The organism is Dokdonella sp. (genome assembly GCF_036518555.1).
GTDB lineage: Bacteria > Pseudomonadota > Gammaproteobacteria > Xanthomonadales > Rhodanobacteraceae > Dokdonella_A.
This window is the reverse complement of the sequence record NZ_DATDMY010000081.1, coordinates 1-12,203: the sequence shown is the minus strand read 5'-3', so window position 1 is coordinate 12,203 and position 12,203 is coordinate 1. Positions and strand designations below refer to the sequence as shown.

The 12,203-nt window shown below is 69.8% G+C and carries 16 protein-coding genes; 5 read left to right on the top strand and 11 right to left on the bottom strand.

The features are described 5' to 3' along the window. Positions 1-426: Maf family protein (locus tag VI238_RS05225; RefSeq protein WP_331649175.1), on the top strand; the 426-nt coding region annotated here is incomplete at its 5' end. A gap of 94 nt (positions 427-520) precedes the next feature. Here VI238_RS05225 and VI238_RS05220 read toward each other — a convergent pair. The 10 genes from VI238_RS05220 to VI238_RS05175 are packed head-to-tail and all read right to left on the bottom strand — an operon-like array spanning position 521 to position 6,546. Then, entirely contained in the window at positions 521-955 is a 435-nt protein-coding gene (locus VI238_RS05220; RefSeq protein ID WP_331649173.1) for a hypothetical protein, read from the bottom strand. Beyond that, the gene (locus tag VI238_RS05215) at positions 927-1,175 is read right to left on the bottom strand and encodes a succinate dehydrogenase assembly factor 2 (protein WP_331649171.1); all 249 of its coding nucleotides are present in this window, start codon (positions 1,173-1,175) and stop codon (positions 927-929) included. The genes VI238_RS05220 and VI238_RS05215 overlap by 29 nt, the downstream gene beginning before the upstream one ends. Further along, entirely contained in the window at positions 1,172-2,185 is a 1,014-nt protein-coding gene (locus tag VI238_RS05210; RefSeq protein ID WP_331649170.1) for an SRPBCC family protein, read from the bottom strand. The genes VI238_RS05215 and VI238_RS05210 overlap by 4 nt, the downstream gene beginning before the upstream one ends. 14 nt (positions 2,186-2,199) lie before the next feature. After that, positions 2,200-2,631: an MAPEG family protein gene (locus VI238_RS05205; RefSeq protein ID WP_331649168.1), complete on the bottom strand. Its 432-nt coding sequence runs from the start codon at positions 2,629-2,631 to the stop codon at positions 2,200-2,202. A 10-nt stretch (positions 2,632-2,641) separates the two neighbouring features. Then, positions 2,642-3,427 carry a succinate dehydrogenase iron-sulfur subunit gene (locus tag VI238_RS05200; RefSeq protein ID WP_331649166.1) on the bottom strand — a complete coding sequence of 262 codons (786 nt, stop codon included), beginning with the start codon at positions 3,425-3,427 and terminating at the stop codon, positions 2,642-2,644. Between the two features lie 6 nt (positions 3,428-3,433). Next, a complete protein-coding gene (locus VI238_RS05195) occupies positions 3,434-3,637 on the bottom strand; it encodes a hypothetical protein (RefSeq protein WP_331649165.1) in 204 nt (67 codons plus the stop codon). A gap of 9 nt (positions 3,638-3,646) precedes the next feature. Continuing rightward, the gene (gene sdhA, locus VI238_RS05190) at positions 3,647-5,440 is read right to left on the bottom strand and encodes a succinate dehydrogenase flavoprotein subunit (RefSeq protein ID WP_331649163.1); all 1,794 of its coding nucleotides are present in this window, start codon (positions 5,438-5,440) and stop codon (positions 3,647-3,649) included. A gap of 1 nt (position 5,441) precedes the next feature. Further along, positions 5,442-5,828, bottom strand: coding sequence for a succinate dehydrogenase, hydrophobic membrane anchor protein (gene sdhD, locus VI238_RS05185; RefSeq protein WP_331649161.1), 387 nt, complete (start codon positions 5,826-5,828; stop codon positions 5,442-5,444). After that, positions 5,825-6,220, bottom strand: a complete 396-nt coding sequence (sdhC, locus tag VI238_RS05180; RefSeq protein WP_331649159.1) for a succinate dehydrogenase, cytochrome b556 subunit — start codon at positions 6,218-6,220, stop codon at positions 5,825-5,827. Before sdhC ends, sdhD begins: the two co-directional genes overlap by 4 nt. Positions 6,221-6,276: 56 nt before the next feature. After that, positions 6,277-6,546, bottom strand: coding sequence for a DUF1674 domain-containing protein (locus tag VI238_RS05175; protein ID WP_331649157.1), 270 nt, complete (start codon positions 6,544-6,546; stop codon positions 6,277-6,279). A gap of 42 nt (positions 6,547-6,588) precedes the next feature. Between VI238_RS05175 and VI238_RS05170 the strand changes: the two genes are divergently transcribed. Together VI238_RS05170 and VI238_RS05165 are read left to right on the top strand one after the other, a co-directional pair. Continuing rightward, positions 6,589-7,413, top strand: coding sequence for a folate-binding protein (locus VI238_RS05170; protein ID WP_331649155.1), 825 nt, complete (start codon positions 6,589-6,591; stop codon positions 7,411-7,413). Positions 7,414-7,827: 414 nt separating this feature from the next. Next, complete coding sequence (locus VI238_RS05165; protein WP_331649153.1) at positions 7,828-8,265, top strand: cell wall hydrolase; 438 nt, start codon at positions 7,828-7,830, stop codon at positions 8,263-8,265. A 117-nt stretch (positions 8,266-8,382) separates the two neighbouring features. Here the strand turns inward: VI238_RS05165 and VI238_RS05160 are convergent, their stop codons facing one another. Further along, a complete protein-coding gene (locus tag VI238_RS05160; protein ID WP_331649151.1) occupies positions 8,383-8,859 on the bottom strand; it encodes a glycine zipper 2TM domain-containing protein in 477 nt (158 codons plus the stop codon). 192 nt (positions 8,860-9,051) lie between these two features. Here VI238_RS05160 and VI238_RS05155 point away from each other — a divergent pair, with 192 nt between their 5' ends. Beyond that, on the top strand, positions 9,052-10,254 hold the full coding sequence (locus VI238_RS05155; RefSeq protein ID WP_331649149.1) for a magnesium transporter: 1,203 nt from the start codon (positions 9,052-9,054) through the stop codon (positions 10,252-10,254). A gap of 59 nt (positions 10,255-10,313) precedes the next feature. Next, positions 10,314-12,203 (top strand): winged helix-turn-helix domain-containing protein (locus VI238_RS05150; protein ID WP_331649147.1); only part of this gene is annotated, 1,890 nt, incomplete at its 3' end.

Genomic DNA, 12,203 nt, shown 5'->3' with positions numbered 1-12,203 from the left:
CACGCCGTCGCGACCGCCTGCGCGGGCGCGGTCGTCATCGGCAGCGACCAGGTCGCCGAACTCGACGGGTGCGCGCTCGGCAAGCCGGGTACCGCCGCGAACGCGTGCGCCCAACTGCGCGCGTGTTCCGGGCGCGCGGTCGAGTTCCACACCGCGCTGTGCCTCGTCGATGCGCGTGGCGCGGCCCCGCGCGCCGGCGCCGAGTGCGATCTCACGCGCGTCGTGTTCCGCACGCTCGACGATGCCGAGATCGAACGCTACGTCGAGGCCGAGCGTCCGTTCGACTGCGCCGGCAGCTTCAAGGCGGAAGGCCTCGGCATCACCCTGTTCGAACGCATCGAATGCATCGATCCGACGGCCCTCGTCGGACTGCCGCTGATCGCACTCGCGCGCCTGCTGCGTGCGGCGGGCATCGAGATCCCGTAGGCGGGTCGCGCCCCGCAGCGGCGAGTCCCGCCGGATCCGCTTCGCTGCTCCACCGCGCGTCGGCGCCGGCGGCACGCGCGATGGGCGCGCCGCGCTACAGGATCGCGTCCGGCCCGGGCGGCTCACCGCGCGCGAGCAGCAGCACGAGACGCCTGCGCGTATCCGCATCGAGATTGTCGGGCGTCAGCAATACGCGGAAATGGGCGCGCGGCGCGCAGCGCCATTCGAGCGCGAGCAGCGCTCCGAGACGACGATGCGCGCGGAGGATCGCCGCGTGTTCGCGGCCGTCGCGGTCGACGAGCCGCCAGCCGGAAGCGCGACGTACGATGCGCCGGAAAGGCGGCGCGCTGAATCTCCGCAACGCGACGGCTGCGCCACACGTCGCGAACAGCGACAGCGCGGCGCTCAGTACGGGCGGTGCACCGCTCGACCACGGCGAGAGCGCAGCGACCGACGCCACCGCGACCGTCGCGGCGACGACGACCGCGGACGGTCGGTAATCAAACGCGATCGAGGGCGCGGATCTCATCGACGATCTCGACGTAGCGCGGCGCGGGCTCGAGGTGCCCGGTCAGCCAGTCCCACAGGTCCGGATCGGCCTCGCCGAGCAGCGCGTCGAAGTCCGCGCGGCGTGCTTCGTCGGCGCCGGGATAGCGCCGATCGAGCCACGCACCGAGCAGCCGGTCGAGCTCGCGCGTACCGCGGCGTGCGCGCCAGCGCAGGCGACCGAGGCGTGCATCGTCGCTCATCGCGGCGCGACCGCCGCCTCGGCGCGGCGCTGGTAGAACGCGAGGATCGTGCGCGCGGCGTCGCCGACGAGGAGGTCCGCCCATGCACCCGCGTACGCATTGAAGTGCGTGCTCACGCGATAGTTCACGTCGATCGCGAGTCGCGTGCCGCCCTGCTCCGGCGTGAGCCGGTACGACGTGTCGACGAGATCGAAATGCCGGCCGCCGACGAGCACGTGCTCGTCGAGCGCCGCGGGCGGGATCGAATCGGCTGCGAACACGTAGCGCCAGCGGATGTAGCGATTCTCGACCCAGTCGAGGATCGGTTCGTCGAAATGCACGCCCTTGTCCCAGCGCAGCTTGCGTACGCGGCCTTCGGGCGTGTCGACCGTGACCGCTTCCTGCGGGAATGGCACGCCGATGCGCCAGGCGATTCCCTGCGCCATTTCATCCGGCTGGATTCCCCTCGCGTCGTTGATCAGATGCCAGATCGTCTCCGCGGGCGCCGCGATGAATACCGAGGCATGGGCTTGGCCGCGGTAATCCGGCAGCGGCGCGTCACGCTCGACCGCGCCGAGCAGCAGCGGCAGCGCGAGCACGGCGCCGACGGTCGATCGCGACGGCGACACGGCGAGCAGCAGCAGCCAGCCGAGCAGCCCCCCGAGCATCGCGGCGAACAGGAAGATCGGCAACGCGAGGGCGATGCAGATGCTGCCCTCGATGAGCAGGATCGCGGTGCCGCCGACGAACGCGAGCACCGGCACGAGCGGCGCGAAAAGGGCCCGACCGATCGTGCGCTGCACCGGCGGCAGCAGGTACACGGTGAGCGCGCCGATGAGCATCGGCACGAGGAGCACGAACGAGGCGAGCATGACGCCACTCGAACCCCCGCGCTCGCGATAGAACGGCAGTACGAAGAGCAGCCGCGTGAACAGGCCGTACAGGGCGCCGGCGCCGAACATCCAGCCCGGATGCGGCCGCCGGGACACCGTGGACGCGGGCGGGGTCGGGCCGGCTTCGTTCGCTGCCATGCGCCCCGCCCCGGTCAATCCGCGCGAACGAGCGCGAGAGCCAGCATGCCCCACATCGCCCACAGGGCGATGGCGCCGGCGACGTAGGCGCCGAAGCGGTGCAGGACCTTGTTGTAACCGCAATGCACGAAGCTGTGCACGACGCGAAGTGCGACGAACAGCCACGCCACCGCCAGCAGCGCGTCGCTCGTCGCGCCGATCGCATGCGCGACGAGCACGCCGGCGTAGAACAGGACGGGAAGCTCGAACAGGTTGCGCAGGTTGTCCGATGCGCGCGTGTCGACGTATCGCGCGGCCGCATCCGCCGACGTCGAGACGCTCTGCGGATCGATGTGCAGCCTGCGCATCTCGCCGATTCGCACGTAGTACATGCGCACCCACACTACGAGGGTCAGCGCGACCAGCGCGAATGCCGGCCACAGGATCGCATGCGGGCCGGCGAACATGCGCGCCACCTCAGCCCGCGCGCTCGACGATGAGCTTCTTGATCTCGGCGATCGCCTTGGCCGGATTGAGGCCCTTCGGGCAGGTGCGCGCGCAGTTCATGATCGTGTGGCAGCAATACAGCTTGAACGGGTCCTCGAGCTCGTCGAGGCGCGTGCCCGTGTCCTCGTCGCGCGAATCGACGATCCACCGGTACGCCTGCAGCAGCACGGCGGGCCCGAGGTAGCGCTCGCTGTTCCACCAGTAGCTCGGGCAGGACGTCGTGCAGCACGCGCACAGGATGCATTCGTAGAGCCCGTCGAGCTTGGCGCGGTCTTCCTTCGACTGCAGGCGCTCGCGATCGGGCGGCGGCGGCGTTTCGGTGCGCAGCCACGGTTTGACCGACGCGAGCTGGGCGTAGAAATGCGTGAGGTCGGGCACGAGGTCCTTGACCACCGACATGTGCGGCAGCGGATGGATCTTCACGTCGCCGGAGCCGCAGTCCTCGATCGCCTTCGTGCACGCGAGCGTATTGGTGCCGTCGATGTTCATCGCGCACGAGCCGCAGATGCCTTCGCGGCACGAGCGGCGGAACGTCAAGGTCGGGTCGATCTCGTTCTTGATCTTGATCAGCGCGTCGAGAACCATCGGTCCGCAGGTCGCCATGTCGACGTCGTAGGTGTCGATGCGCGGGTTCTCGCCGTCGTCCGGGCTCCAGCGGTAGACGCGGAACGTGCGGATGTCCTTCGCGCCCGCGTTCGCCGGATGGTGCTTGCCGGCCTTGATCTTGGAATTCTTGGGGAGCGTGAACTCAGCCATTGCATTTCATCCGTGCTGAACCGGAGCAGCGCGCTCCGCGTTGACGACGAGGAAAACCGCGTAACCGACCCACGAGAAGAACATGGCAAGCAATGCCCAGCCAGCCTTGGCCGAACCGCGCGCGCGCCGCCACAGGACCACGAATGCGCGCGGCAGCAGCCATGCGACGGCGAATACGGCCATGATCGTCAACGCGGTGGACATGATCATGGAGCGCCCTCAGTAGACACGCTTCTTCGGCGGCACCGGCTCGACGTCGTTCGTCATCGTGTTCATGTGCACGGGACGGAAATCGAACGCGCACTGGCCCTTCGCGTCGACGCTGACGAGCGTGTGCTTCATCCAGTTGTCGTCGTCGCGGTCGGGGAAATCCTCGCGCGCGTGCGCCCCGCGGCTTTCCGGCCGCTGTTCCGCCGAGTTGATCGTCGCGACCGCGTTGTAGAGCAGGTTCTGCAGCTCGAGCGTCTCGATCAGGTCCGAGTTCCACACGAGCGAGCGATCCGAAACGCGCACGTCCTCGAACGAGGCGAACACCTTGTCCATCTTCGCGCAGCCTTCCTTGAGCGTCTGCGCCGTGCGGAACACGGCGGCGTCGGCCTGCATCGTCTTCTGCATGGTGGCGCGGATCTCCGCGGTCGGCGTCGAGCCGTTCGCATTGCGCAGGCGATCGAGGTTCGCGAGCGCCGCGTCGCAGGCCGAGGCCGGCAGCTCCTTGTGCGGCTGTCCGGGCCGGATCGTCGCCGCGCAGCGCTGCGCGACCGCGCGACCGAACACGACGAGGTCGAGCAGCGAATTGGAGCCGAGGCGGTTGGCGCCGTGCACCGATACGCACGCGGCCTCGCCGATCGAATACAGGCCGGGCACGACCGCATCGGGGTCGTTGCCGACCTTGCGCACGACCTCGCCGTGGTAGTTGGTCGGAATACCGCCCATGTTGTAGTGGACGGTGGGGATCACCGGGATCGGTTCCTTGGTGACGTCGACGCCGGCGAAGATGCGCGCGGACTCGGAGATGCCCGGCAGCTTCTCGTGCAGCACGTCGGCGCCGAGGTGCATGAGGTTGAGGTTGATGTGGTCCTTGTGCTCGCCGACGCCGCGGCCTTCGCGGATCTCGATCGTCATCGAGCGCGAGACGACGTCGCGCGAGGCGAGGTCCTTCGCGTTCGGAGCGTAGCGCTCCATGAAGCGCTCGCCCTTCGAATTCGTGAGGTAGCCGCCCTCGCCGCGCGATCCTTCCGTGATGAGGCAACCCGAGCCATAGATGCCGGTCGGATGGAACTGCACGAACTCCATGTCCTGCATCGGCAGGCCCGCGCGCATGACGAGGCCGCCGCCGTCGCCGGTGCACGTATGCGCCGATGTCGCCGAGAAGTACGCGCGCCCGTAGCCGCCGGTCGCGAGCACGACGCCGTGCGCGCGGAACAGGTGCAAGGTACCTTCGGCCATGTCGAGCGCGAGCACGCCACGGCAGACGCCTTCCGCGTCGAAGATGAGATCGAGCGCGAAATACTCGATGAAGAAGCGCGCGTCGTGCTTGAGCGACTGCTGGTAGAGCGTGTGCAGGATCGCGTGGCCGGTGCGGTCGGCCGCGGCGCAGGTGCGCTGGGCGACGCCCTTGCCGTAGTGCGTGGTCATGCCGCCGAACGGGCGCTGGTAGATCTTGCCCTCGTCGGTGCGCGAGAACGGCACGCCGTAATGCTCGAGCTCGATGATCGCGGGGATCGCCTCGCGGCACATGTATTCGATCGCGTCCTGGTCGCCGAGCCAGTCCGAACCCTTGATCGTGTCGTAGAAATGGAAGCGCCAGTCGTCCTCGCCCATGTTGCCGAGCGCGGCGGAGATGCCGCCCTGCGCGGCGACCGTGTGCGAGCGCGTCGGGAACACCTTGGTGAGGCACGCCGTCTGCAGGCCGGTCGCAGCGAGGCCGAAGGTCGCGCGCAGGCCCGCGCCGCCGGCGCCGACCACGATGATGTCGTACTTGTGTTCCTGGACCTTGTAAGCGGTACCGGCCATGTCAGCGTCCCAGCGCGATTTTGAGGATGGCGAGCACGCTCGCGGCGGCGCCGACGAAACAGAGGAACTTGACCGCGACCTGCAGCGCGAGCTGCGTGCCGCGGGCGTGCACGTAATCCTCGATGACGACCTGCAGCCCGAGCTGCGCATGCCAGAACACGGCGACGACGAACGCAAGCAGCAGGACCGCGTTCCACGGCTGCGCCACGAGCGCGTGGGCACCGGCATAGTCGAGATGGAGCAGCTCGAGCACGGTCCAGACGAACCACAGGCCGAGCAGCACGAGCGCGGCGGCGGTCAGCCGCTGCACGATGAAATGATGCGAGCCCTGGCGGGCCGAGCCGAGCCCGAGTGCGTTCTTGAGCGGCGTGCGCAGGCGGGCGTTCATGCGCCACCCCGCTGCGCGAACACGCACGCCCAGACCAGCCCCGTGAGCAGCACGCTGCCGATCGACACGATCCAGCCGTTGCGCACGAACTGCGCCGGCAGGTAGCCATGGCCGAGGTCCTGCCAGAGATGGCGGACGCCGTTGAGCAGGTGGTAGGCGAGCGACCAGGTCCAGCCGACCAGCAGCAGCAGCCCGAGCCATGATCCACAGAACGCCGTGACGTTCGCATACGCGTCCGGGCCGCTCGCGAGCGCGAGCAGCGCGACGACGAGCAGGATCGTGCCCACCGCGAGTGCGATGCCGGTCGCCCGGTGCAGGATCGACGTGACCATCTGGATCTGCCAGCGGTAGATCGACAGGTGGGGCGAAAGCGGGCGCGCATTGGCTGGCATGGCTGGCTCGTGCTGGCGTTGTCGTGTCGTCCGGTCGCGCATCCTACGCATCGGAATCAGAAATCGATGCAGCGGCCGTTCTTTTCCCAATCCCCGTAGCGCGTCGGATCGAGCCCCGACTCGCGTCCACCGATCTCCACGGGCTCCTCGCGCGACGGTACGACCGGCGCTTCCACGGCGGGGCTGGCCGCGGTGGGCGTCGTAGCGTCGGTCGGGGAGGGTCGGGTATCGGGCATGATGCAGTGCGGCGCGAAGGTTAAACCCAGTCGCCCATCGAGACAACCTTGCGGGCGGTGCGCGGTGCGCGTCGCGGCGACGTCGTACACGCGCCTGATAGAGTGTACGACTCGCCACCGACGACGCCTGCGATGCCCACTGCCCTCTGCCGCGCGGAACTGGTTGCCCTGCAAGGCAAGGATGCGCTCGCGTTCGCACACGCGCAGTTCACGAGCGACGTCGCCTCGCTCGCGCCCGGTCGCTGGCAGTGGAGCGCCTGGCTCGACGCGCACGGCCGCGTGCGCGCGGTGTTCGTCGTGCTGCGCGTCGACGACGCCCGGCTGCTCGCCTGGCAACCGCTCGGCGACGCTGCCGCCGTACGCGACGCGCTGATGCGATACGTGTTCCGCAGCGCGGTGCGCATCGACGTGGTCGACGGCTGGGCCTTGCACCGGCTCGACAACGAGGCGCCCGCGGCGGGTCGTGTCGTGGACCTGGACGGCGGCCATGCGTTCGCCCTGCCCGGAGCGGAGCCACGCGTCGCCTGGCTGGCCCCCGCCACCTCACCTGCGAATGACGCCGCGCTCGCGGCATGGCGTCGCGGCGACCACGCCGCGCACCTGCCCCTGCTGGCCACCGAACTCGCGGGCGAATTCGTGCCGCAGGCGCTCGAACTCGAACGCATCGATGCGATCCGCTTCGACAAGGGCTGTTATCCGGGCCAGGAGATCGCCGCACGCCTGCATTTTCGCGGCGGGAACAAGCGCCACCTGCAGGTCTATCGCATCGAGCGGACGGGGGCGATGCCCGCACCCGGCGCGAACGTCGTGGTCGGCGACGCTACGGTGGGGCGCATCCTCTATTCGGTAGCCGACGAGCACGACGCAGGCGGGTCGGCCCTCGCCGTCGTCGTCGACGAGGCGCGCGGCGCCATGGCCAGGACCGTGGATGGGCATTCGCTAAGCCCCTGCGCATAAACGAAATTTTTACATAGGCTCTGCCAGATGGCGGCTTACGCCACGCTGAACGGTATCCAGCCGTTCAGCGACTTGCAGGCGCGACTCGCGTAGGCTTCGTTCCGCGCCTCGTTCAGACGAGGCGCTTTGTGCATCCATAAGCTTGTTTCAACTGGCTTTTTGGGCGTCGCCGATCACCCGATCAGGGCGGCGGTGCCCCCGGCGCAAGGCGCCGGTTCACGAAAGACGTCGGAGCGACTGCCGGGGTGGCAGACGCGACCGGCGGGCGTAGCAAGGCGCGGCAGGACCGCGCCCACGCCGCAGCGTCATCCAAATCGATGGTTCGACCGGCCCGGCGTTTCTCGCCTGGCATGCCCTCATGGCGTCCGTGCCGTGGCGGCAGGGCGAGCCTCCCGACTGCGAGAGGTATGCGACATGAAACTTTCCTTCGTGCTGTGGCTCGCTTCGATCCTGCCGCAGCCGGCCGCCGACCAGGTCTGCCTGGCGACGACGGTCTACCTGGAAGCGCGCAGCGAGCCCCTCGTGGGCCAGCTCGCGGTGGCCGAAGTCGCCCTGCGCCGCCGCGAGAGCGGACGCTGGGGCAAATCGGTGTGCAACGTGGTGCTCGCACCGGGTCAGTTCGCGACGACCACCACCAGCGGCAATTTCATGCTGCGCAATCCGGTGGCGTGGGACAAGGCCTGGCGCGTCGCCGCAGGCGAGCTCGAAGTGTGGGCGCGGCCGCAGGACCGGCGCCACTTCGTCGTCCCCAACGCGGATCATTTCGTCCTCGCCGATTCCGCCTCCCCCGCATGGATCAAGGGACCGCCGCTCGCGACGATCGGCGCGCACAACTTCTACCGGATCAACTGACGGTCCTGGAACCGGGTATGGGCCGGCGTTGCCTGGCCCCAACAAGAAACGGCGAAGGCGCGAAGCCTTCGCCGTTCTGTCCTGCGTCCGGCCGATCGCCGGCGCGCTCGCGCGACCTCAACGCAACCGGATCAGGTGGTCGTTGCGGATCATCACGCGGTCACCCGGGCGCAGGTCGTTGTTGTCCCATTGCGTGACCGTCGCCCATCGCCCGTCGTCGAGGCGGACGCGGAATTGCCACGCCTCGCGGTCGCCGCGATCGTTCGAATTGCGCTCGATCGCGTTGCCCGCGAAGCCGCCCGCGACCGCACCGGCCACGGTGGCCGCCGTGCGACCATCGCCCTTGCCGACCGTGCTGCCGAGCACGCCGCCGATGATCGCACCGAGCACCGCGCCGCCGCCGCCCGTGCTGTTCTCGCGCACGTAGACGCGGTCGACCTCGCGGATCACGCCGCAGCGCGAACAATCGTACGCCGCTCGTCGCTGATAATAGGCGTCGTCGTAGTAGCGGGCGCGCGGCGGGGTCGCGACGCACCCCACGAGCGCGAGCCCGGTGACCGCGGCCAGCACCATCGACACGAATCTGCTGCTCATCGCCTTTTCCTCCGGAAGACTGCGATGAATGGTCACGCACCGAGGTTAAAGAGGTCGTGAACGGCCGCGCGTGCGGCCGCGCGCGGCCGACCGGAGCGAGCCGCGCCGTCGCCCGATCGCCGGCATTGTCTCGGACGCGCTATGGGCCGCCCCGCGCTTCGGCTAGCATCGACGCATCGCCAGGGGAATCGCATGACGCCGCCGCCCATCGTGACCGTTGACGAATTGCGCGACCTCGACGCCGACGACGCGGTCGCGCGCCTTGCGCCGCTGCCCGACGCGTCGGTCGCACGGCTGCTGAACTCGCTTGGCCCGGGCCGCGCGGTCACGATCCTGGATCGCTTCGGCGCCGAACGGCGCCGCCAGATCGCATTCGCGGCGGGCCAGGGCGAAGACGGCCAGTGGCTGAGCGGCCAGCACTGGCCGGAGGGCTCGATCGGTCGCCTCATGGAACCGGCGCCGGCAGTGTTCGCCGAAGACGCGACCGTCGCCGAGGTCATCGAAACGCTGCGCCCGATCGTCTCGCACACGCTCGTGACTTACGTCTTCGTCGTCGACGACAGGCGTACCCTCACCGGCATCGTCGCGTTCCGCGAACTCGCCTTCGCGCGCGCGACGCAACGCCTCGCCGAGATCATGGTGCCGCGGCCGTTCTCGCTGCAGCCGCAAACCGACGTCATCGCCGCGATGCGCGAAGTCGTGCGCCGCCACTATCCGGTCTATCCGGTCTGCGATGCCGACGGCCGCCTCATCGGCCTCGTCCGCGGCGCGGTCATCTTCGAGGAGCAGGCGTTCGAGATCAGCGCGCAGGCCGGCGCGATGGTCGGTGTCGAGAAGGAAGAGCGCCTCGCGACGCCGTGGCAGCGCGCGCTGCGCTTTCGCCACCCGTGGCTGCAGATCAACCTCGTGACCGCGTTCGTCGCGGCGAGCGTGGTCGGCATGTTCCAGGGAACGGTCAATCGCATCGTGCTGCTCGCGGTATTCATTCCCGTGCTGTCGGGCCAGTGCAGCAATACCGGCTGCCAGTCGCTCGCGGTCACCCTGCGCGGCATGACGCTCGGCGAGCTCGGCGCGAGCCGCACGAGCGCGCTGCTCTGGAAGGAAACCTGGCTCGGCTTCCTCAACGGCGCGCTCACCGGCCTCGTCGCCGCGCTCGGCATGCTGTGGCTCGCGCATCACCAGCAGCATCCGCAGGCCTTCGTGCTCGCGGCGATCACGTTCGTCGCGATGGCGGGCAGCTGCGCGCTGTCGGGCGTCGCCGGCGCCGCGGTGCCGCTCGCGCTCAAGCGCCTCGGTGCCGATCCCGCCACTGCGTCGAGCATCTTCCTGACCACCGCCACCGACGTCGTCAGCATGGGCCTGTTCCTCGGCCTCGCCGCGTGGCTGGTGTCGTGACTCGCGCCCGCAGCGATCGACCGATGGCCGTGCGCGGGCGCACGCGCTAACCTCGGACCATGTCCCATCCGGTCTACGTCTTCGGCGAATACCGCGTCGATCCGCTCGCGCGCGAGCTGCATCGCGGCAGCGAACTGCTCGCGCTGTCGCCGAAGGTGTTCGACTGCCTCGTCTACCTCATCGAGCATCGCGATCGTGCCGTCGGACGCGACGAGCTGATCGCCGCGGTGTGGGGCAAGCTCGACGTCAGCGATACCCTGCTCGGCCAGACCCTGCTCAAGGCGCGCCGCGCGGTCGGCGACGACGGCAACGAGCAGAACGCGATCCGCACGATCCCGCGCTTCGGCTACCGCTGGATCCGTGAACTCGAAACCGTGCGGGCGAGCGACGCCGATGCGCGCGAAACCGTGCGCGAGGCGCCGGCGGAAACGGTCGCGCCGGATGCGCCCGCGGCGCTGACGGCCGCACCGCTCGCTGCGGAACCCGCACCCACGCCGCGACCGCGCCGGCGCCTCGCCGTCGCGATCGTCGCGGGCGCACTCGCCGTGGCCGCCGCCCTTGCGTCGCCATGGCTGCTGTCCCCGCGGGGCGGCGACGCGACGACGGCAACGGTCGCACCCGCGGCCCCGAACGAGGCGCTGGTCGTGTTGCCGGCGACGGTCGAATCGAGCGAGGAGTGGGCCTGGCTGCGGCTCGGCCTCATGGACCTCATCGCTTCGCGCCTGCGCCAGGCCGGCCAGGTCGTCGCGCCGAGCGACAACGTCGTCGCCGCCTGGCGCACCGCGAGCGCGAACGGATCGCACGGCGATCCAGCCACGGTCGTGCGCAGCCTGACCGGCGCGCGCCAGGTCATCGTTCCGCAGGTCGCACGCATCGCCGATCAGTGGCTCGTGCAGATCGAAGTGCGCGACGACGACGGCCGGCGCCGTACGATCGAAACGCGCGGCGGCGACCCGATCGAGACCACGCGCAACGCGAGCGACCGGTTGCTCGTGCTGCTCGGCAAGTCGCCGTTGGCCGCGCACGACGACGTGCCCGCATCCGTCGCCGGACTCCTGCAGCGCACCGAGGCCTCGCTGCTCGGCGACGATTTCGCGACCGCGCGGCGGCTCATCGAGGCCGCGCCGGCCGCCGTGCGCGAAACGCCCGCGATCCGCGTGCGGCTCGCGCAGATCGACTATCGCAGCGGTCGCCTCGACGCCGCCCGAGGCACGCTCGAACAGGTCCTCGCAAGCGTGTCGGCGGAGACGGATCCGGTGCTGCGCGCGCAGGCGCTGCACATGCTCGGCGCGCTCGCGGTACGCGAGGATCGCAGCGCCGACGCCGTGCCGATATTCGAGGAGGCGATCCGCCTGACCGAATCGCGCCACGAACCCGTCGTCGTCGGCCAGGCCTATACCGGCCTTGCGGCCGCACTCGTCAATCTATGGCGCTTCGACGAGGCCGCGAGCGCGCTCGCGCGCGCGCGCATCGCGCTCACGCTCGCCAACGACACGCTGTCGCTCGCGCGCGTCGATGCCAATGAAGGCATCCTCAACAGCAATCGCGGTCGCCACGCCGAGGCGCTGCCGGTGTTGCAGCGCGCAGCGGACCGCTTCCGCCATTTCGGCGCGCTCAACGATCTCGCCCTGACGGTGACCGCGCAGATCCGCGCCCAACTCGCGCTGCTCGACGCGCCCGGTGCGGTCGCGACGAGCGAATCGCTGCTGCCGCAGAGACCGCAGCTCGTGAACGCGCGCACGCGCGGCAACTTCGATCTGCAACGTGCGCGCGCCCTCGCCGCCGTCGGTCGCCTCACCGACGCGCGCGTCCTGCTCGAGGAACTCGGACGCGATGCTTCGCTCGCCGACCAGGCCGAGCTGCCCGGCGGCATCGCCGCGGAGCGGGCGCGCCTGCAGCTCGCGGCCGGCGACGCGGCCGAGGCGGCCGAGTCGGCGCGCCGCGCGGTC